19 protein-coding genes and 1 tRNA gene are annotated in these 21424 nt (G+C 59.6%); 13 read left to right on the forward strand and 7 right to left on the reverse strand.

Annotation, left to right across the window (positions count from 1 at the left end; all coding sequences use genetic code 11):
- From nusG to tsf, 9 genes are all read left to right on the forward strand, one after another.
- Entirely contained in the window at positions 1–585 is a 585-nt protein-coding gene (gene nusG / locus FGM15_05000; GenBank protein ID MBU3665221.1) for a transcription termination/antitermination factor NusG, read from the forward strand.
- 10 nt (positions 586–595) lie between these two features.
- Complete coding sequence (gene rplK, locus FGM15_05005; GenBank protein MBU3665222.1) at positions 596–1021, forward strand: 50S ribosomal protein L11; 426 nt, start codon at positions 596–598, stop codon at positions 1019–1021.
- 78 nt (positions 1022–1099) lie between these two features.
- Positions 1100–1801, forward strand: a complete 702-nt coding sequence (locus tag FGM15_05010) for a 50S ribosomal protein L1 (GenBank protein ID MBU3665223.1) — start codon at positions 1100–1102, stop codon at positions 1799–1801.
- A 5-nt stretch (positions 1802–1806) separates the two neighbouring features.
- Entirely contained in the window at positions 1807–2328 is a 522-nt protein-coding gene (locus tag FGM15_05015) for a 50S ribosomal protein L10 (protein MBU3665224.1), read from the forward strand.
- Between the two features lie 171 nt (positions 2329–2499).
- Positions 2500–2883 (forward strand): 50S ribosomal protein L7/L12, encoded by a 384-nt coding sequence (locus FGM15_05020; protein ID MBU3665225.1) that lies wholly within the window; start codon positions 2500–2502, stop codon positions 2881–2883.
- Between the two features lie 243 nt (positions 2884–3126).
- Positions 3127–6921, forward strand: coding sequence for a DNA-directed RNA polymerase subunit beta (gene rpoB, locus FGM15_05025; protein ID MBU3665226.1), 3795 nt, complete (start codon positions 3127–3129; stop codon positions 6919–6921).
- 26 nt (positions 6922–6947) lie between these two features.
- Positions 6948–11060, forward strand: coding sequence for a DNA-directed RNA polymerase subunit beta' (rpoC, locus tag FGM15_05030; protein MBU3665227.1), 4113 nt, complete (start codon positions 6948–6950; stop codon positions 11058–11060).
- Positions 11061–11081: 21 nt separating this feature from the next.
- Entirely contained in the window at positions 11082–11810 is a 729-nt protein-coding gene (rpsB, locus tag FGM15_05035) for a 30S ribosomal protein S2 (GenBank protein MBU3665228.1), read from the forward strand.
- A 66-nt stretch (positions 11811–11876) separates the two neighbouring features.
- The gene (gene tsf, locus FGM15_05040) at positions 11877–12491 is read left to right on the forward strand and encodes a translation elongation factor Ts (GenBank protein ID MBU3665229.1); all 615 of its coding nucleotides are present in this window, start codon (positions 11877–11879) and stop codon (positions 12489–12491) included.
- A 20-nt stretch (positions 12492–12511) separates the two neighbouring features.
- On the opposite strand, the gene FGM15_05045 is transcribed toward tsf, so the two are convergent.
- On the reverse strand, positions 12512–13795 hold the full coding sequence (locus FGM15_05045) for a hypothetical protein (GenBank protein MBU3665230.1): 1284 nt from the start codon (positions 13793–13795) through the stop codon (positions 12512–12514).
- A 38-nt stretch (positions 13796–13833) separates the two neighbouring features.
- Here FGM15_05045 and FGM15_05050 point away from each other — a divergent pair, with 38 nt between their 5' ends.
- Both FGM15_05050 and FGM15_05055 read left to right on the forward strand, forming a co-directional pair.
- Positions 13834–15375, forward strand: a complete 1542-nt coding sequence (locus tag FGM15_05050; protein MBU3665231.1) for a cryptochrome/photolyase family protein — start codon at positions 13834–13836, stop codon at positions 15373–15375.
- Between the two features lie 10 nt (positions 15376–15385).
- Positions 15386–16126 carry a mechanosensitive ion channel gene (locus FGM15_05055; protein ID MBU3665232.1) on the forward strand — a complete coding sequence of 247 codons (741 nt, stop codon included), beginning with the start codon at positions 15386–15388 and terminating at the stop codon, positions 16124–16126.
- 12 nt (positions 16127–16138) lie between these two features.
- Here FGM15_05055 and FGM15_05060 read toward each other — a convergent pair whose 3' ends face one another.
- The 5 genes from FGM15_05060 to FGM15_05080 form a co-directional block, all read right to left on the reverse strand.
- The gene (locus tag FGM15_05060; protein MBU3665233.1) at positions 16139–16897 is read right to left on the reverse strand and encodes a hypothetical protein; all 759 of its coding nucleotides are present in this window, start codon (positions 16895–16897) and stop codon (positions 16139–16141) included.
- 62 nt (positions 16898–16959) lie between these two features.
- Complete coding sequence (locus FGM15_05065; GenBank protein MBU3665234.1) at positions 16960–17523, reverse strand: aminodeoxychorismate/anthranilate synthase component II; 564 nt, start codon at positions 17521–17523, stop codon at positions 16960–16962.
- Positions 17520–19010: an anthranilate synthase component I gene (gene trpE, locus FGM15_05070; protein ID MBU3665235.1), complete on the reverse strand. Its 1491-nt coding sequence runs from the start codon at positions 19008–19010 to the stop codon at positions 17520–17522. The genes FGM15_05065 and trpE overlap by 4 nt, the downstream gene beginning before the upstream one ends.
- Positions 19011–19057: 47 nt before the next feature.
- Positions 19058–19516, reverse strand: coding sequence for an SsrA-binding protein SmpB (smpB, locus tag FGM15_05075; protein MBU3665236.1), 459 nt, complete (start codon positions 19514–19516; stop codon positions 19058–19060).
- A gap of 35 nt (positions 19517–19551) precedes the next feature.
- On the reverse strand, positions 19552–19770 hold the full coding sequence (locus FGM15_05080) for a DNA-directed RNA polymerase subunit omega (GenBank protein ID MBU3665237.1): 219 nt from the start codon (positions 19768–19770) through the stop codon (positions 19552–19554).
- Between the two features lie 139 nt (positions 19771–19909).
- Between FGM15_05080 and FGM15_05085 the strand changes: the two genes are divergently transcribed.
- Positions 19910–19981, forward strand: a tRNA-Cys gene (locus tag FGM15_05085).
- Positions 19982–19986: 5 nt separating this feature from the next.
- Here the strand turns inward: FGM15_05085 and FGM15_05090 are convergent.
- On the reverse strand, positions 19987–20229 hold the full coding sequence (locus FGM15_05090; GenBank protein MBU3665238.1) for a hypothetical protein: 243 nt from the start codon (positions 20227–20229) through the stop codon (positions 19987–19989).
- A gap of 969 nt (positions 20230–21198) precedes the next feature.
- Here FGM15_05090 and FGM15_05095 point away from each other — a divergent pair.
- Entirely contained in the window at positions 21199–21420 is a 222-nt protein-coding gene (locus FGM15_05095) for a LysM peptidoglycan-binding domain-containing protein (GenBank protein MBU3665239.1), read from the forward strand.
- The last annotated feature ends 4 nt before the right edge of the window (positions 21421–21424 follow it).

Consider the following 21424-nt stretch of genomic DNA (forward strand, 5'->3'; position numbering starts at 1 on the left):
ATGTCCACCACCGCCCTTCGCATTCCTGCTCCGCGCGACCAATGGTTCGTCGTGCAAGTCCTCTCCGGCCAGGAGAAGAAAGTTTACGACAGCATCATCAAGCGGCTCAAAACCGAAGAGATGGGTGACTTGGTTTACAACGTGCTCATCCCGACCGAGCGCGTGCAGGAGATCAAGCAGGGCAAGAAGAGCGAAACCACGCGGAAGTTCTTTCCCGGCTACATCATCGTGAACATGCACCTTCTCGCCGAGGAGGGCGGCGTGGTGGATCGCACCTGGTATTTTATCAAGGACACGCCGGGTGTCATCGGATTCGCGGGAACGAAGGACCGCCCCATGCCGATGCGGCCACGCGAGGTGGAAAGCATGCTGGCGCAGATCCAGGAGCGCGTGGATACGGTCAAACCCAAGGTTTCATTCCAAGTCGGCGAAAAAGTCAAAGTTGCCGACGGGCCGTTCCAGAACCAGACGGGTGTGGTGGAGGAAGTCGATCCCGACAAGGGCAAGTTGCGCGTGTCGGTCACGATCTTCGGACGCGAGACGCCGGTCGATTTGGAATATTGGCAAGTCGATCGGGAGGAATAGGGGAATATTTATGGCAAAAGAAGTTATCGGAACCATCAAACTGCAGATCGCCGCGGGCCAAGCAAATCCCGCGCCTCCGGTCGGCCCGGCTTTGGGCCAGAAGGGCGTGAACATCATGGCGTTTTGCAAGGAGTTCAACGCCGCCACGCAAAAGCAGGCCGGGGACATCCTCCCGGTGGTCATCACGGTTTACAAAGACAAGTCTTTCACGTTCATCACCAAATCGCCCCCGGCGTCGGTGTTGATCAAGAAAGCCGCCGGCATTGCAGCCGGGTCGAAGGAACCCAACAAGACGAAGGTCGGCAAGCTGAACAAAAAACAGCTGCTTGAGATCGCCAAGACCAAGATGAAGGATCTCAATGCCCGCGACGACGAGGCCGCGATGAAGATCATTGCCGGCACCGCACGCCAGATGGGCGTGGAGATCGAGGCATAGAAAAACTACAACGCATCGCGCGCGAGCGCGGTGCAAACCGCAGGAGAGCCCGACGGCTCGCACGCACTGCAAAACAACATGGCAAAAAACAGAAGCAAACGTTACGAGGCGGCAAAAAAAGCCGTCGATCCCGCGCGGAAGTATCCGCTGGCCGAGGCCGTCAAGGTGCTCAAGGGCATGCCTCCGGCCAAATACGACATGACTGTTACCCTCTCGATGCACTTGGGGGTGGATCCCAAACAGTCCGACCAGATGGTTCGCGGCACCACTCCGCTCCCGCACGGCAGCGGCAAGAACGTGCGCGTTCTCGTCTTCGCCACCGGCGCGGCGGCCGAGGCAGCAAGAGCGGCGGGCGCCGAGCATGTCGGCTTCGAGGATATGATCAAGAAGTGCAACGAGGGCTTCGCTGATTTCGACGTGGCCATTGCCACGCCTGCCGCCATGGCGGAGGTGCGCAAGCTTGGCAAAGTGCTCGGGCCGCGCGGTCTCATGCCGAATCCCAAGACCGGCACGGTTACCGACGACACGGCCAAGGCCGTGGGCGAAGTGAAGGCCGGCCGCGTGGAGTTCAAACTCGACAAGAACGGCAACATCGCCGTTCCGATCGGAAAATTTTCCTTCAGTGAGGACGCCCTTGTTGCCAATGGCGATGTGGTCCTCGACGCCGTGGCCAAGTCGCGCCCGCCGACCGCCAAGGGCGTTTTCATCGAAAGCGTGACCCTCGCGGCCACCGTGACTCCCGGTGTCCCGCTGGATATTTCCAACCTCAGCAAAAATTGACCGCCATGCGCCCCGAAAAAGCCAATATTGTCAAGGATCTCAAGGACCAGCTGAACGCTTCGCCGTTCCTGCTGGTCGCCGACTACACCGGGCTCAAGGTGGATGAGTTTGCCGAGTTGCGCACGCGCCTCGTTGCCGTCGGTGCCGAGTGCCACGTGGTGAAAAACACCATGCTGAAGATCGCGGTGACCGAACTCGGCCTGCCTGACCTGTCGGCTGCTCTCTCCGGTCAGACGGCAATTGTCACCGGCGAGCAGGACATCTGCGCGACGGCCAAAGTAATCAAGACTTTCGCCGCCGAGTTCAAGAAGCCGAGCGTCAAGGTCGGCATCCTGGACAGCGCGCTCCTATCCGCCGAGCAGGTTAAAGCCATGGCTGATCTTCCGCCTCTGCCCGTTCTGCAGGCGCAGCTGCTCGGACTGCTCAATTCGCCGGCCGGCAAGCTGGTGCGCACGCTCAACGAGCCGGGAGCGAGCCTCGCGCGCGCGCTCAAGGCCAAAGTGGATGCCGCGGGAGGGGCGGCCTGAAAATTTTGCCGCGTGGCCGGTGTTTGGCGGCGCGGCAAGAACGAAACATGAACGGTTCCTTGTCGGTCGGACGGCTGTCCGGCTCAAATCCGCCGGAGCCCCGGCGGGCGACAATACCACAACCAAGGAAGCGGGCCGCGCGGGCCGAACTCGTGCGGCAGCTGTTATAGTATGGCAAACATCGAAACTATCGTGGACCAACTGAGCGGGCTCACCGTTCTGGAAGTGTCCGAACTCGTCAAAGCCCTCGAGGAAAAATGGGGAGTCAGCGCCGCCGCACCGGTGGCTGCTGTCGCCGCGCCGGCCGCCGGAGGCGGAGGAGCAGCTCCTGCGGAGGAGAAAACCTCCTTCGACGTCATCCTCGCCGATGCGGGCGGAAACAAAATCGCCGTGATCAAAGAAGTTCGCGCCGCCGTGCCCGGTCTGGGCTTGGCCGACGCCAAAGCTCTGGTCGAAGGCGCTCCCAAGCCCCTCAAGGAAGGGGTGACCAAGGAAGAAGCCGAAGAGATCAAGAAAAAGGTCGAAGCGGCAGGAGCCAAGGTCGAAATCAAATAATCTGCTGCCCGGGCGGGGAGGGGTGATTTTTCTCCTTGACCCCCGCCCGGGATCCCTTCATATTTTACGGTCTTTCCCGGGAATCCCGTCGAACCATTGTCCGAAGCTTGACACCCTGCTCTGAGTCGGCAACGCGCACGAGCGCGAGCCCGACCGGTGTAGGGATGTTTTGTCTCGCGCACTTTTTCGCCGCAGTCGGGGGAAAACACACCAGCGCTCCGCGCAATAACAACCTTCGCATCAATGTCTGATCGTCTTTACTTCGGCAAGCTCAAGGAAACTACGGAAGCTCCCAACCTCATCGAGTTGCAGGTCGACTCCTACAAGGAGTTCCTGCAGGAGGGAGTCTCCCCGGGCAAACGCAAAAACACCGGCCTCGAGGCCGTTTTCCGCGAGGTCTTCCCGATCCCCAGCTACGACGAGAAGATGGTGCTGGAATATGTCGGTTATGACATCGGTCAGCCGAAGCTCGGCGCGCTGCAAGCTCAGCGGGAAGGGGAAACCTACAGCGCGCCGCTGCACGTGACCTTCCGCTTCAAGGACGAGAAGGGAACGAAGGAAGAAAAAGTCTACATGGGCGAGTTGCCGCTCATGACCCCGCAGGGCACTTTTGTCATAAACGGAGCGGAGCGCGTGATCGTCAGCCAGTTGCACCGCTCGCCCGGCATCTGCTTCGAATCAACTCTCCACGCCAACGGGAAGATTCTCTACAGCTTCCGCATCATTCCGGACCGCGGTTCGTGGGTCGAAGTCCAGTTCGACACAAACGATCTGCTCTACGTTTACATGGATCGCCGCAAGCGCCGGCGCAAATTCCTCGCCACCACATTCCTTCGCGCCATGGGGTATCCCTCGGACAAGGACATCGTCGGCCTTTTCTACTCGCCGCAGGATCTCAAGCTCGGCGGCCGTCTCGACGAGGACGAGCTGGCCAGCAAGGTGCTGGTGGAAGATATCAAGGACGGCGAAATAGTTTTGGCCAATGCTTTCGAGCCTTTGAACAAGGCCACTGTATCGCGCCTGCTCGCCGCCGGGATTGCCAAGGTCTCCGTTGTCGATGTGTCGGGGGATGACACCATCATCAAGTCCCTGCGCAAGGATCCCGCCCACAACGAGGAAGAAGCGCTCAAGGATATTTATCGCAAGCTGCGTCCGGGTGATCCGCCGACCGTGGCCAATGCCAAGAGCATGCTCAAGCGCATGTTCTTCGATCCGAAGAAATACGATCTCGGTCGCGTCGGCCGCCACAAAATCAATCTCAAGCTCAATCTCAATATTCCGGACGAGACGCGTGTGATGACCCGCGAAGATTTCATCGCCGCGGTCAAGCACTTGCTCGAATTGAAGCGTGAGGAGGGCATTGTTGACGACATCGATCACCTCGGTAGCCGGCGCGTCCGCACCGTGGGCGAACTTCTGGCCAACCAGTGCCGCACCGGCCTCGCCCGCACCGAGCGAGTGGTCAAGGAGCGCATGACATTGTTCGACTCCGCCCTCGAGCACATAACGCCTTCGAAACTAATCAACCCGAAGGCGCTCAGCGGCGTGGTCCGCGATTTCTTCGGGCGGTCCCAACTCAGCCAGTTCATGGATCAGACGAATCCGCTCTCCGAACTGACTCACAAGCGCCGTCTGTCCGCGCTCGGGCCGGGCGGCTTGAGCCGCGACCGGGCCGGGTTCGAGGTTCGCGACGTGCATCCTTCTCATTACGGCCGCATTTGCCCGATCGAGACGCCCGAGGGTCCCAACATCGGCCTCATCAGCTCGCTGAGCACTTTTGCGCGCATCAACGATTTCGGCTTCATCGAGACGCCCTACCGCAAAGTGGTCAACGGGCGGGTCACCGATCAGATCGATTACCTCGCCGCGGACAAGGAGGAAAACTTCCTGGTGGCGCAGGCCAACTCGGTTGTGGACGGCCATGGCAAACTGGTCGGAGATAAAGTTTCCGTCCGTTATCGCGGCGACTTCCTCGAAGTCGAGCCGGCGAAAGTTCACTACATGGACGTGTCGCCCAAGCAGTTGGTGTCCGTTGCTGCCGGCCTCATTCCGTTCCTCGAGCACGACGACGCCAACCGCGCGCTGATGGGATCGAACATGCAACGCCAGGGGGTTCCGCTCCTGCGTTCCGAGTCGCCTCTCGTCGGCACCGGTCTCGAAGGCCGCGTGGCCCGCGACTCCAAGGCTGTCATTGTTGCGGAAGAATCCGGTCGAGTCGCCTCGGTGACTGCCGACCAGATTATTGTGACCAAAGATGGCCAGCTTCCTGAGGGCAAGCGCAAGATCAAGACCGACCCCGACAAGCACGTGTATGCTTACGAACTGCGGAAGTTCATGCGGTCGAACAGCAGCACATGCATCAACCAGCATCCGCTCGTCAAAAAAGGACAGACCGTCAAGCGTGGCGATGTGATCGCCGACGGTCCGTGCACCGAGGGCGGGGAACTCGCGCTCGGCCGCAACGTGCTTGTCGCCTTCACCCCGTGGAGCGGATACAACTTCGAGGACGCAATCCTCATCAGCGAGCGGGTGGTGAAGGAGGACATTTACACATCCATCCACATCGACGAATTCGAAATCGGCGCGCGCGACACGAAGCTCGGGCCGGAGGAAATCACGCGCGACATCCCCAACGTCGGCGAGGAAGCGCTGCGCAACCTCGGGCCGGACGGAGTGGTCCGCATCGGTGCTGAGGTGAAGCCGGGGGATATCCTCGTCGGCAAGATCACGCCGAAAAGCGAGACGGAACTGGCTCCGGAAGAGCGCCTCCTCCGCGCCATCTTCGGCGAGAAGGCTGCAGACGTTAAGGATACCTCGCTCACGGTGCCTTCGGGAACCTACGGCATTGTCATGGACGTCAAAGTTTCGTCCAAGAAAGAGCTGGCAAAGACCAAGCTCAGTCCGTCGGAAGCCAAAAAGCAGGCGAAGCAGATGGACGAGGATTACAAGAAGCGCAGCGACGAGTTGCACGAGCAACTCACCGAGGCTCTTTCCAACGTTCTTCTCGGCGAAAAGATTCCGCTCGACGTGGTGAACGGCGAAAGCGGCGAGATTATCATTCCCGCGAACCGGAAGATCACCAAGACGCTGCTGCGCAAACTGGCAGGCGTTTACAATCAGGTGGAGATCGACCCGAGTCCGATCCGCAACAAGATCCTCGAGATTATCGGCCAATACCGCCACCGTTTCGATGACCTCCAGCACGAGCGCGAGGAAAATCTCATGCGCGTCGAGAGCGGAGACGAAGTCGATCCCGGTATCGTCAAGCAGGTCAAAGTTTACATCGCCAGCAAGCGCAAGCTCAGCGTCGGCGACAAGATGGCCGGACGCCACGGCAACAAGGGTGTCGTTGCGAAGATCGTCCCCGAGGAAGACATGCCTTTCCTCGCCGACGGAACGCCGGTCGATATTGTGCTCAATCCGCTCGGCGTGCCGAGCCGAATGAACGTGGGCCAAGTGCTAGAGACGCATCTCGGCATCGCTGCGAAGGCTCTCGGATTCAAGGTGGCGACACCTGTGTTCGACGGCATCAACGAACAGAAAATTTTCAACTACCTCGACGATGCACGAAAGGTGGACGGCTTCACTTGGGTCCAGCCAAACGGCAAGGCAGTTCTCTATGATGGCCGCAATGGCGAGCGATTCGAACAGGAGGTTGTTGTCGGCTACATCTACATGATGAAGCTCGGGCACCTCGTGGCCGACAAGATTCACGCTCGCGCGGTCGGGCCTTACTCACTCGTTACCCAGCAGCCTCTGGGCGGCAAAGCCCAATACGGCGGCCAGCGCTTCGGCGAAATGGAAGTCTGGGCGCTGGAAGCCTACGGTGCGGCCTACACGCTGCAGGAGCTTCTCACTGTCAAATCCGATGACGTCCAAGGGCGCACGAGGATCTACGAGTCGATCGTCAAGGGCGACAACGCCCTCGAGGCAGGAACGCCGGAGTCGTTCAACGTTCTCATCAAGGAGATGAAGAGCCTCGGGCTCGACGTCAAGGCAGGCAAACCGGGCCGCTTGCCAGCAGACCTCGTGGCCTGAAATTCAACGGGATCAAAGAAACTATCATGAGCGAACAAATTCTACGCGATCTGTCGGGCGAGGCTGCCCCGTCCTTCGACCAAGTCTCCGTCACCGTGGCTGCCCCGGATTCCATCCGTTCCTGGAGCCACGGTGAGGTGAAGAATCCCGAGACGATCAACTACCGCACCTTCAAGCCCGAGAAAGGCGGCTTGTTCTGCGAGCGCATCTTCGGGCCGACCCGCGATTGGGAATGCACGTGCGGAAAATACAAGCGCATCAAGCACAAGGGCGTGGTTTGCGACCGTTGCGGCGTCGAGGTCACTCTGGCGCGGGTCCGGCGCGAACGCATGGGTCACATCGAGCTGGCTGTGCCTGTGTCGCACATCTGGTTCTACAAGTGCACGCCGTCGCGTCTCGGGCTCATGCTCGACCTTACAGCCAAGCAACTCGAGCGCGTCATCTACTACGAGGATTACATCGTTATCGATCCGGGCAACACCGGCCTGGAAGCGGGGCAGTTGCTCAACGAGAACGAACTGCGTGAAGCCGAGGAGCAATACGGTGAGGACTTCACCGCCGGAATGGGAGCGGAAGCGCTGCAAAAGCTCCTTGAGCGGATCGACCTCGCGGAGTTGGTCAAAGAGCTGCAACAGCAGATGGAGAAGACCAAGAGCAAGACGACCAAAACCAAATTGGCAAAGCGTCTCAAGCTCGCCCAGGGCTTCCTCCAGTCGCGCACTCGTCCGGAGTGGATGATCCTCAACGTTCTTCCGGTGATTCCGCCGGATCTCCGTCCGCTCGTGCCGCTTGAAGGCGGAAGGTTCGCCACCTCGGATCTCAACGATCTCTACCGCCGGGTTATCAATCGCAACAACCGGTTGAAAAACCTGCTGCAACTCAAGACACCGGAAGTCATCATCCGCAACGAGAAGCGAATGCTTCAGGAAGCCGTTGATGCGCTTTTCGACAACGGTCGCCACGGCCGCGCGGTCACCGGCGCAAGCAACCGCCCGCTCAAGTCGCTCAGCGACATGCTCAAGGGCAAACAGGGGCGCTTCCGCCAAAACTTGCTCGGCAAGCGTGTCGATTACTCGGGCCGCTCTGTCATTGTCATCGGTCCCGAACTCAAGCTCAACCAGTGCGGTTTGCCCAAGAAGATGGCGCTCGTGCTTTTCGAGCCCTTCATTATCCGCCGCCTCAAAGAGCTGGGCTATGTGCACACCGTGCGCAGCGCCAAGAAAATCATCGAGCGTCAGGAGCCGATTGTCTGGGACATTCTCGAAGAAGTCACCAAGGGCCACCCCGTGCTCCTCAACCGCGCGCCGACGCTTCACCGGCTCTCGATCCAAGCTTTCGAGCCTCAACTCATCGAAGGTGAGGCCATTCGGATCCATCCGCTTGTTTGCACCGCCTACAACGCGGACTTCGACGGCGACCAAATGGCCGTGCACGTGCCTCTCTCGGCCGAGTCGCAACTCGAGGCCCGCATGATGATGCTGGCCACGAACAACATCTTCTCGCCGTCCAGCGGCAAGCCGATCACCACGCCTTCGCAGGACATCACGCTCGGCTGCTACTACCTCACGCAGAATCCGCGCATCACGGACAAAAACCGCGATGTGCGCCTCCCGCTTTTTGCGGATGCGTCCGAGGTCGAGTTGGCCGTCTCCGAGGGCGCCATCAAGACGCACACCCGCATCCTTTTCAAGAATCCCGACTTCGGGAAACAAACCGTTTACGGCGATCCTTCGAAAAAGGTCATCGAGACCACGGCTGGACGTGTCCGTTTCAACGAGATTTGGCCCGAGGGGATCGGCTTCATCAACAAGCCGGCAGGCAAGAAGCAGCTCAGCGACATCATCTGGAATACCTACCAGGTCGGGGGGCAGAAGGTCACTGTCCAGACCTTGGACCGTCTGAAAGATCTCGGCTTCCGCGAAGCAACCCGCGCCGGCATTTCCATCGGAATCGTGGACATGATCATTCCGAAGGAGAAACAGCTCGAGATCGATCGTGCCCACAAGCAGATCGAAGAGGTCGAGAAACAGTATCGCCGGGGTATCATCACTGACGGCGAGCGCTACAACAAAATCATCGATATCTGGACCCACGCGGGCGAGGAAATCTCCAACGTCATGTTCCGCACCCTCGACCACAACGAGGGACGCAAGGAAATGAACCCGGTGTTCCTCATGGTGGATTCTGGAGCCCGCGGCAACCGCCAGCAGGTCAAGCAGCTCGCCGGCATGCGCGGCCTCATGGCCAAACCGTCAGGCGAAATCATCGAGCGTCCGATCACTTCGAACTTCCGCGAGGGCCTCACGGTGCTGGAATACTTCATTTCCACGCACGGCGCGCGCAAGGGTCTGGCCGACACGGCGCTCAAGACAGCCGACTCCGGCTACCTGACCCGGAAGCTGGTCGATGCCGCGCAGGACGTCATCATCACCGAGGAAGATTGCGGGACCGTGAAGGGCATTCTCGTGCAACCCATTTACGAGGGTGACGAGGAAGTTGTCGATTTGAAGACCCGGGTCATCGGTCGCACAAGCTGCGAAACGATCAAGGATCCGGTTAGCGCCAAAACCATCATCAAGGCGGGCCAGATTGTTGACGAGGAAACGGCTGCCGCGATCGAACATATGGGTGTCGAGCAGTTGCGCATCCGCTCGGTTCTGACCTGCGAATCCAAGCGCGGTTGCTGCGCCAAGTGCTACGGCCGCAATCTTGCCAACGGCAAGATGGTTCAAGTCGGGGAAGCCGTGGGCATCATCGCTGCGCAGTCCATCGGCGAGCCCGGAACCCAGCTCACGATGCGGACGTTCCACATCGGTGGAACGGCCAGCCAGACCTTCAAACAGCCGATTATCAAGGCGAAGCACGACGGCACCGTTCGCTACGTCGAACTCCGCACCGTGCAGTCCACCGATGGAAACAACATCGTGCTGAACAAAAACGGTTTCATCGGTATCTACAACGACAAGGACGGCCGCGAACTCGAGCGCCACAGCATTGTCATCGGCTCAGTTGTCTCGGTCGCCGACGGCGGCACGGTCAAAAAGGGCGATGTCTTTGTCCAATGGGATCCCTACAATTTGCCTATTCTCACCGAGAAGCCCGGCACGGTGGAATTCCGCGATATGATCCCGGGACTCAGTGTGAAGCGCGAGGTGGACGAAGCCACGGGCATCACGGGTCTCGTTGTCATCGAGCACAAAGAGGATCTGCATCCGCAGATCGTGGTGGTGGACGACGACAAGAAGGTCGTGGCCAGTTACTCGATCCCGGCCGGTGCGCACATCGTCGTGGCCGACAACCGCAAGGTCGAGGCAGGTCAGCTTCTTGCAAAAACGCCGCGCAAAGTGGCAAAGACCAAGGACATCACCGGTGGTCTGCCGCGCGTCGCCGAGCTTTTCGAGGCCCGGAAACCCAAGGACTCGGCCGAGATCGCCAAGATCGACGGCATTGTGAAGATCGAAGGCACGGCCCGCGGCAAGCGCCGCCTGCTGGTGCTCGACCCCGAGACCAAGGAAGAGGAAGAGCATCTCATTCCGCTCAACAAGCACATCATCGTCGCGGACGGTGACCGTGTGAAAAAAGGCAGCCAACTAACCGAGGGGCCGGTGCTTCCGCACGAGATTCTCCAAGTCTGCGGCCCGGCCGCGCTTCAGGAGCACTTGCTCAACGAAGTGCAGGAAGTTTATCGCCTGCAGGGCGTCGAGATCAACGACAAGCACATCGAGATCATCATCCGGCAGATGCTGCGCAAGGTGAAGATCACCGATCCGGGCGACACCACACTCCTCTGGGACGACAAGGTCGATCGCACCGAATTCGACTCTGAGAACGACCGCATCACCAAGCTCGGCGGCAAACCTGCCGAGGGCGAGCCAGTGCTGCTCGGTATTACCAGGGCATCGCTCAGCACGGAAAGCTTCATCTCCGCCGCGTCCTTCCAGGACACGACCCGCGTCCTCACCGATGCGGCAACGCTCGGCAAAGTGGATCAACTTCGCGGCTTCAAGGAGAACGTCATCATGGGCCACCTCATTCCGGCCGGCACCGGATTCCAAGGGGCCCGCGACATCGAAATCGAAGCGGCCGACCTCGGCGAGGAACTCGCCGCTGCGGCCGAGACTGAGAAAGAAGCCGGCTAAACCGAAAGCAAAGACAAGAACATGGCATCCATCGAACTGATCAACGAACTCCTTGAGTCGGGCGTCCACTACGGCCACCAGACCAAGCGCTGGAACCCCAAGATGCGGGAGTTCATCTTGGAAGAAAAAAACGACATCTACATCATCGATGTCAGCCGGACGGTCGAGCAACTGGAGGCCGCGACCAAATTCCTTTCCACCGTCGTCTCCGGGGGCGGAAAGATCCTCTTTGTCGGCTGCAAAAAGCAAGCGCAGGAGGCCATCAAGGAATCAGCGGAATCGTGCGGCCAGTTCTACGTCCACAACCGCTGGCTGGGTGGGACGTTGACCAATCTCACCACCATCCGCAAAAGCGTGGCTCGTCTCAATGAGATCGAGAAGAAGCTCAAAAGCCCCGGGGTCGTCAAAATCGGCAAGAAGGAGCAGGCCTCGCTCCGCCGCGAGCACGCGCGCCTGATGAAGAATCTCGAGGGTGTGCGCGAAATGGACAAGCTTCCCAGTGCGGTGGTTGTCATTGACACCACACGGGAAGATATTGCCGTCCGTGAGGCCAATCGTCTTGGCATTCCCGTGGTGGCGATCGTTGACACGAATTGCAACCCCGAGCTGGTCGATTACCCGATCGCCGGTAACGACGATGCCATCCGTTCGATTCGCGTCGTCCTTGGCAAACTTGTGGACGCCATCAAAGGTGCTGCTGGAGTGCGCCAGAAGAAGGCGGATCCCGAGCTTGCAGGCGTCGCCGAGTAGCGGCTGCCGTCGTTACGCGCCGGTCGCGCTCAAAACTCACAAAACTGAATCTTAAAAGCCTGTAGTATGTCCGATATCTCACCCCAACTCGTCCGTGAACTCCGTGAAAAAACCAACGCGGGTATGATGGATTGCAAACGCGCTCTGGCAGAAGCCGGCGGCGATTTGGCCAAGGCCGAGGATCTCCTCCGGGCCAAGGGCATCGCTTCCGCGGGGAAGAAGGCATCGCGCAGCGCCAAGGAGGGCATCGTCGCCTCCTACATCCACTTGCAGGGCAAGGTCGGCGTGTTGGTCGAAGTCAATTGCGAGACTGACTTCGTCGCCAAGAACGAAAACTTCCGCGAATTCGTCAAGGACATCACGCTTCACATCGCCGCCGCCAATCCGACCTGCGTCTCCCGCGAGCAAGTCGATGCGGTCGAGATCGAGCGCGAGCGCGCTATCTACCGCCAGCAGGTGGAGGGAAAGCCGGCAAACATCGTCGATAAGATTGTCGAGGGCAAAGTGGAAAAATTCTACGGCAGTATTTGCCTGATGGAGCAGCCTTTCATCAAGAACCCCGACATCACCATCGCCGACCTCGTGAAGTCGAAGATCTCGGAGCTGGGTGAAAACATCGTGATCCGTCGCTTCACCCGTTACATGGTGGGTGAAGGCTTGCAGGAGGAAGCGGGAGCTTGAATCGCCCGATCGGAGATTTGTTAGAGACTCTTCCTGAGGACTTCATTCAACTGCGGGTAGGTTAAGAACCCGCGCACTGAATCCGTGCGCGGCCCAGAAGCGAAGACAAGCGAGTCGCCGGCGACAGGCGCGGGGCGTTCAGTTGGCGATGCCACCACTTCTGCCGTTGTTGAACCCTCCTTTGTTTGGGTCCGGCTCGGTCCGGTTGCCCATGACAAAGCGGGAATGCCAGCAGCGCTCGTTCCAAGCACCGCAATCCCCCTGTCCGGGGCGAAAGAGAAACCGTTGAGCTGAAGTCCCCCGGAATTGGCCAAGCCGGCAACCATAACCAACGCATCTTCACCGGCGTATTGAAGCGCGGCCGCCACCGCCTCATCGAGTGCTCCAATCTCCCGGAGCAGGGTCTCGCCACGCCCCAAATCCGCGGCTCTGCCGGACAAACCGGCATTGACCACCAGGAAGTAGCCCTTGCGGTTGTATTGCAGGAGTCCGATGGCCCGTGAAACAAGGTCGGCCAAGCGCGGTTGGCTGGCGTAGCGAGGCTGGTCTTCGACGAAGGCGAGATCACCGTCGGAGAACACACCGAAGACTTGGGGACTGCGCCACCCGGGAGTGTTTTCCAGCTCGGCCCGGGTTCGGACGATATCGAATCCGCGCTGCCGCATGTCGAGCAGAAGATCGCGACCATCCTTTCGCGTTCCGCCTTGTTCGGCCGGGGCCAGTTGCGAAGCGCCTCCGCCCAACATCACATCCATCGGCGCCTCGTCCACCAATTGCACTGCCAAAGCCGTTGTATCGCTTGTGTCCGTCGCGTGTGCGTAGAAAGCGGCCGGAGCAGGATCGGTGAGCGGCGTGTTAGAGACCAGGCCGGTGGCCCGCCCTTGCCGCCGGGCAAGCGAGAGAAGCGACTCTAGGGATTGGCCCTCGGGACTAAGTCCCAAGGCACCGCGGTTGACCTCCTGCCCTGTGGCGAGCGCGGTCGCCGCCGCGGCGCTGTCCGCCACCGCATAATCGCGTGAGCGCGGGGTCACGAGAGCGACGTGCGGCATCGATTCCAATCCGTAGCGGAAACCGGACCCGCCGGTGAAGATGCGTCCCGCGGCCAACTGCGACGGCGAGAGATTGTCGGCGACAAAAAGAACCACGGCGAACGGCCTTTGCACGACCCACTCGCGGTAAATCAGCACGCCGAGACCGAGGAAAGCGAAGATACAGGTCAGAAAAATGATTTTGTTCCGGATTTTGGTCGTCATAAATCGAGCAAACCCGAAAGGTCGGAGACACGGAAGCCGAAAAGGGAACATCCTTGGAGTGAGGCGGTAAAAGCCGGTAGCTTCTACTTATGGGACGGACCATTTGGATGCTCTGGGATCAGCTCGGGCCGGACAATGCGGCCTTTCTCGGTGCGCGGCGGGCGGATGACGTTGTTTTATTCATCGAGAGTGCTCCGGCTCTCCGCAGGTTGAAGTATCACAAGCAAAGGCTCGTCCTTCTGCTCGCCGCGCAGCGACATCGGGCGGAAGAGTTGCAAAAGGATGGATGGAAAGTGGACTACCATGAGCTGACCGCAGCAACGGATTGGAAGTCGGCGCTCGCGGACCACATGCGGAAACATCGGCCTCGCGAAATTATGCTCGCAGAGCCGAACAATTTCGACGAGCAGCAGGCCGCAACCTCGCTGTGCAAGAAATTTCCGATCCGGATCCTTCCCACCAAGCAGTTTCTTGTGCCGCGCGAAGATTTTGCAAACTGGGCACGCGGCAAGAAGTCCCTGCTCATGGAGTCGCACTACCGGCGCGTGCGGTCGGAGTTCGGGTTTCTGATGCAACCTGACGGAAAGCCGGTTGGAGGGCAGTGGAATTTCGACGAGGAGAATAGAAAAACTTTCCGCGATTGGGTGAAGGGGGGACGTCCAGTGGCGCAGCTGCAGGAGATCGAACCGGACAAATTGACCCGCAATGTGATGGCGCTTGTGGAAAAGGCATTTCCCGACCATCCCGGGACAACAGCCGGGTTTTGGCTTCCAGTGGATCGGCACTCTTCCTTGCGCTGGTTGGATTCGTTCATCGACGCCCGTCTTGCGGGTTTCGGTCCTTGGGAGGACCTCATGGTCGAAGGGCAGTCGCAATTGTTCCATTCGGTGATCTCGCCCATGATAAATCTCGGCCTGCTCACCCCACGCGAATGCATAGAAAAGGCCGTTTCGGCCTTTGACGCCGGAAGAGCGCCGCTCAGTAGCGTGGAGGGTTTCGTTCGGCAGATCGCCGGCTGGCGTGAATTCGTGAACGGTGTGTATTGGCTTAAGATGCCCGGCTATACGGAGGTCAACGGGCTGTCTGCGGAAAGGGCGTTGCCGGACTTTTTCTACACGGGGGAAACTGAACTCAACTGCCTGCGCCAATGCCTCCGTCAGGTTATCGACAGCGGCTTCAATCACCACATCCAAAGACTGATGGTGTTGGGCAACTTTCTGCTGATTGCAGGAGTCCGTCCGCAGGAGGCACTGCGCTGGTTTCTTGAAATGTATGTTGATGCGCACGACTGGGTCATGGCAGCGAATGTCTTGGGCATGGTGCTGCATGCCGACGGTGGCTTCATGGCCACCAAGCCCTATGCAGCGGGTTCCGGCTATATTTCCCGCATGAGCAATTACTGCGCTGGATGCCGGTTCAAGCCCGCGGAGAAGACCGGGCCGGACGCGTGCCCTTTCAACTATCTCTACTGGGATTTCTTCGCGCGGCACCGCGCCGTCTTGTCGCGCAACCCGCGGGTTGCCATGGCCATCAGGACCCTCGACAAAAAGAGCGCTCGCGAGCGGGCGGCCATATCGGAGTCGGCCGTGCGGTTTCTGGAAAAGCGTGCCCCGCTGCATCGCGCAGTTTAAATAAAGCGGTATGAGCAAAGTGTGGACACCGGACCTCTCTTGGGGCCTTTCGGCGTTTATTGTGCTCTTGGCATGCGGCTGGGGGGCGGCCTGGGTCCTGCGTCGCTTCTGCCGCTCCCGATCCGGACATCCGCAAGGTGGGCTGCGTTGGAAAGTTCTCGACTCACTTGTCCCGATCGTGCGCTGGGGATTTTTCATCACCGGTGTTGCTGCGGGTGTGCACCTTCTCGATTTGCCGCCCGCCGCGGATCGTTGGGCCGATCGCCTGCTTCAGGCGTCATTCGTTTTGCTCGTGGCCTTTGTCGCGTCGGCTGCCGTCCGGCTCGTGCTTGGCCAGTGGGCCCTCCGCGCCAAGGACCCCGGCGAAGAGCGCACGCGCCGCACCCTTGCCCCCGTGCTCTCACGCAGTTGTCAGGTGTTTCTCGTGACGGTGGCTGCTCTGCTTGCTCTGCAAAATGCGGGATACAATGTTGCAGGTTTGCTCGCAGGCCTCGGCATTGGCGGATTGGCCGTGGCACTCGCGGCCAAAGAGACGCTGGCGAACCTCTTTGGATCGCTGGCTGTCCTTCTGGATCGAACTTTCCAGGTCGGAGACAACATTCGGACCAGCGACATCACCGGCACGGTGGTGAGGATCGGATTGCGCAGCACGCGCGTGAGAACTGCGGAAGGCTATATCGTATCGATCCCGAACCAGATCATCACCAACGCGCCCGTCACGAACATGGGGCCACATGCGCCAAGTGCATGATGTGTTGTTTTATCACGGCATCGCGAAGAAAATAACAACCGCAAGTATGGCGGCTAGACCCAGGAGCAGGGCGCCCGTTCTGGAATAACGACGGCGTATCAACGTGACTCCCATGACAGCGGATACCACCGCAACGGACGGAACGTGCAACATGAAGAGGGCAACGAGGACGGCAAGCTCTTTCGGTATGCCGTGATGGATGCTGGATTCGACCAGCAGGTCAGAACCTTGTAAAATGTGTTTCGTTCTTTTGACGACTTCTGTGGCTAAGGCGACCGGCTTGCTAACAGACGAATTGGCTGGTGAGGGAGATGAGCCGCTTTGTTGTCGAGGAAACCACGTAGAGATGGCATTTCGTGCATACGGTGTCTGCCTGCCCCCGGAGTCGCCTGTGGTATAAGAGACTTCTACGGATTGGTTCTCCTGCTCTGCGCCGGTTTGCTCGGCAAACAACTGATCACGTCTAACTTTCTCCACGGCCAACTCGATTCGTGTATCCACGTAGTGTTGGAGCTTTGCCCGATGCTGGCGCTTGAAAAGATTCATTTCGCGGGCGTGATCGGCTTTAACTCCTCTTTCAGCCACGGCTTGATCTTTTTGCATCGTCTCAAGGGGCGAGGAGTGAAACAAAGTCTCAAACTTGCGTTCTTTAACCTCTAACCAAGGCCATCGAAAACCACTGAACGGAGAAGTATTTTGGTTGGTGGCTGCCCTGCTTTGGCAAGCTGCGAGACACGTCAACGCCAGAGCCAATTCCAGCCACCGCTTCATGATTGCTGTATTGTATTATCCTTTGCCTAGAACAAGAACAAATGCGCGCCTAGCATCAGAAATTAAAGATTGAGAAAATTTTTCAGCAGCTGCTTTCCTTCCGTGGTGAGGATGGACTCGGGGTGGAACTGGACACCGTGGACGGGGTGCTTGTTGTGCCGCAGTCCCATGATTTCGCCCTCGGCCGTCTCGGCTGTGATCTCGAGGACGTTTGGAAGAGTCTCGCGTTTTACGATGAGCGAGTGGTAACGGGTTGCTTCGAAAGGAGAGGGAAGGCCTGCAAACACGCCTTGGCCGCCATGGGTGATCGGGGAGGTTTTGCCGTGCATCAGGCGGTCGGCCCGGACGACTTCGCCTCCGTAAACTTCGCCAATGCACTGGTGTCCGAGGCAGACGCCGAGCACGGGCAATCGCGCTCCGAAAGTTTTGATCACCTCGCTGCTCACTCCGGCCTCGGAGGGTGTGCATGGGCCGGGGGAGATCACGATGCGCTCAGGTGCGAGCGTTTCGATTTCCGCGACAGTGATCTGGTCGTTGCGCACCACGCGTAGGTCCGCACCCAACTCGCCGAAATACTGGACGAGGTTGTAAGTGAAGCTGTCGTAGTTATCGATGACGAGGATCATGATTGCTCCACGGTGCGGGCCCGCTCGATGGCGCGGATCACGCCCATGGCCTTGTTGATGGTTTCTTGATACTCGCCTTGCGGGGTGCTGTCGGCAACCACCCCGGCGCCGGCTTGCACATAAGCAGTGCCGTCCTTGAGCAGAACTGTGCGCAGGGCGATGCAGGAGTTGAGATTGCCGTCGTAGCCGAAGTAGCCCACGGCGCCCGCATAGCTGCAACGCTTGCTTTTCTCGAGTGCGTTGATGATTTGCATGGCCCGAACCTTCGGGGCGCCGGAGACTGTCCCGGCCGGGAATGTGGCACGCATGACGTCGTAGGTGGAGTGACCGGGAGACAACGAGCCGACGACATTCGACACGATGTGCATGACGTGGCTGTAGCGCTCGATGGTCATGAAATCGGTGACGCGGACGGATTTGTATTCGGCGATGCGCCCGACGTCATTGCGAGCAAGGTCCACCAGCATGAGGTGCTCGGCGCGTTCTTTGGGGTCGGCGAGAAGTTTTTGCGCATTGGCATTGTCTTCCTCGGATGTCGATCCCCGGCGGATGGTGCCGGCAATGGGGCGGATCTGCACTTGCCCTTCATCGACGCGAACGTGCACTTCGGGCGAACTGCCGACGAGGTGAAATCCGGGGCAGCGGATGAGGAACATGTAGGGTGAGGGATTGATGAAGCGCAGCGCTCGGTAAAGCTCGAGTGGCGATCCGGTGTAAGGCGTGGCGAAGCGCTGGGAGAGGACAATCTGAAACACGTCGCCTGCGCGTATGTATTCTTTCGCTCGTTCGACGCTTGCAAGAAAATCGGCTTCGCCGGTATTCGACGATACGGGGGCGGGGGTCGGCGGGATAGAAGGCGACGAAGGCTTGAGCGAGGTGGGACGATCGAGTTGGGAGAGCAGGTCGCTGAGCTTGGCACACGCGGCCGCGTAAGCGGCCTGCGGGTCAGTGCCGGGGTAAGCGTTGACGATCACCTTGAGCCGGCGCGTGACGTGATCGAAAACCAGAACGCGGTCGGTGGTGAAAAAGTAGAGATCGGGCAGCCCAAGCGCGTCTTCCTGATGCGGAGGGACGGTGGGTTCGAAGTAGCGGACAGCGTCGTAAGACATGTAACCCACGCACCCCCCGGGAAAATGAAGAGTGCCTTCGGGGGCGCGCAGGCCGGACATCTCGCGCTCGAGTTCAGCCAGCGGATCCGCTACCCGGCCCGAGCGGACGACTTTCCCTTGCCGGCGGACTTCGAATTCGTTGCCGCGTGCGATGAATTCGCGCTCCGCGCCGGCGCCCAGTATGGAGTAGCGCCCGCTTCTCTCGTCCTGTTCGGCGGACTCGAAAAGGAAAGCCGGCTCCTCGCCTGAAATTTTGGCGAAGGCCGTCACCGGCGTCTCTGCATCCGAGACCAACTCCGTCCAGACGGGGACAACACGATGGTTCGCGGCAAGTGCAGCGAACTCTTCGCGGGATGGATGGATGTCAGGCACGGACATGAGTGGCGGCATATTTAACGTGTTCCGCGTGGCGAACAACGGCAATTCTAGCCCCGGCGGTTGAAGGCGGCGGCAGTGCGGGCAGCTTCGCGCTCGGCTACACGTTGCTTCAAGTCTTGGCGTTTGTCGGGCGCCTTTTTGCCCTTGGCGATGCCGATCTGGACTTTGACGTGCCGGTTTTTCCAGTAAAGGCGGATCGCCGGGAGTGCGCAGCCTTGTTGTTCCACCATTTCACGGAGTTTGTGCAATTCCGCACGGTGGACAAGCAGCCGCTTCGGACGCTTGGCCTCGTGCTGCTCGTGACTGGCTCGTTCGTAAGGCTGGATGTCGAGTCCGTGCAGGAAGAGCTCGCCTTTGTCCAGCCGCGCGAATGCATTCGTCATGTTGGCCAGGCCTGCACGGATGGATTTAACCTCTGTGCCCTTAAGGGACAGCCCCGCTTCGAAGCATTCGAGGATGTTGAAGCTGTGGCGCGCCTTGCGGTTGGTGACAATGTCGGTGCCCATGGCGGGCCTCCCTTGGCGCCGATCGGCGGGTGGCGTCAGGCCGCCGCGGCGCTGTCGGCCGCGCGACCGCGGGCGGACAGCTTGCCTTCGCCGATTTCCTTCAGTGCAATATCGATGAAGCCCATGCCTGGCTCGACCTCGACGAGAGGGCGGCTCGTGGCGTTGAGTTGCCTGACGCGGCGCGAGACGAGATTAACCAGAATTTTGTCGTTGCCGACAGTTTCGCGGGCTTTTTCGAGGAGCATTGGATTCATGAAAGTGTTTTTGCGTGGATTGTGTGGTCCGCGCCTGTGACCCTTAAGAATAGGAAAGCCAAAGACACAACGTCAACCGTAAATTCGCGGGTTTGACATCGGGCAGTGCCCTGCCAAACAATGTCGTGTTGCAAGATTTGGCGGGGTAGCCAAGTGGTAAGGCCGGGCTCTGCAAAAGCCCTATGCGTCGGTTCGATTCCGACCCTCGCCTCTCTTTCATTGCACAAGTTCAAGTCGCATCACATCCACCTCTTGCGTGGAAAGCGCGCGGTTCGCTGCAGCAGCGATTTCGGCACTGCTGCCACGGTTGAAGGTGAGTGTGAGGGTGCCTTGGTGAAACTCCGCCCGCGGCGCGGCGGGTGTTCCGGCGAGTGCGGCGCGCACCTTTGCCAGAACGATCGCTTGGCGGAAGAGTGGCACCTGCTGCGGCGAATCAGGCGTTCCTGCCTTTTTGACCACGAGGGAACGTGCGGGTGCGACCCAGGTGCAGTCGCCTCGGATGGAAGATGTCAGTTCTTCTGTTGCAGGCTTCGGCTTTGGCTGGGGCTTTGCCAGTGACGTTCGCAGCGGGGGGCGAGATTTGCCTTCAAGAGATTTTGTCGTCACAGCGGGTTTGGGCGAAGGCAAAGAGGCTCCCACGGCCACAGGGGGCGGAGGGGGGACAGATTGGTGCGTGCCGGCGCATCCTGCAATGAGCAGGCTCGCGGTCCCTGCCATCGTGACGAGAGCCTTGCCTGACATGCCGCGGAACATATCATGCGCATCATGATGAAACCAGCGACAAGGAAACGGGTGGTCACGAGAGTAGTCCTTTTGTCCTTATTGCCGATTTTTTTGGCGGGATGCGACCTGCTGACCGTTTCGCAGACTGGTAGGAATATTCGCGAGGGTAATGAGGCGTTGCAGCGCGGCGAAGTGCAAAGGGCGGTGCAATACTACGAGACAGCGCTCGACGGCACCATGCTTTCAGCCGAAGCGCATTATCGTCTGGGTTTGCTTTACGAGGATCAGCTGAAAAACGAGGTGGGGGCGCTTCATCACTTCGAGCGTTACCTTGAGTTGGCGCCACAGGGGCAATTTTCGACCGACGTAAAAAGCTATGTGGAGCGGTTGAGGCTGACGATTGTTTCGCGGCTGTCGGAAGGTTCGATGATGCCGGCGCGCGAGGCCTCCCGCCTGAAGAACGAGAATCTCGAGCTTCAGCGGCAAGTGGCAGAATTGCGCAAAGGCGGGGGTCTCAGGCCTGCGGCGGATTCACATCGCGCCGTTGCGTCTCTGCCGGCGGCAACGCCGGAACCTTCGACGAGGCCGGCCATGGTCGTAGCCGCGACGCCTCCGCCCGCTCCCGCGCCGGCAGCAACGCCTGAGCCTGAGGTCCGCCGCGCTCTTCCGGTCGGCGCTGGTGCGTCCGCTTCATCTGCGGCTGCGGTGGCGCCCGTTTCGGCTCCCGCAGGAGCACCGCAGGCAACGCCGGCGCAAGCATCGGCTGCCGGACGAACTCACACCGTCCAGAAGGGCGAGACCTTGGCTGCGATTGCCCGAAAGTATTACGGCAGCACCGGCCAGTGGCCGAAGATTGCGGAGGCGAACAAGGATGTGTTTCCTGATCCGACCAAGCTCAAGCCGGGAATGGTGCTGCGCATTCCTTGAGCTG

Source organism: Chthoniobacterales bacterium (assembly GCA_018883245.1).
In the GTDB taxonomy this organism is placed as follows: domain Bacteria; phylum Verrucomicrobiota; class Verrucomicrobiia; order Chthoniobacterales; family JACTMZ01; genus JACTMZ01.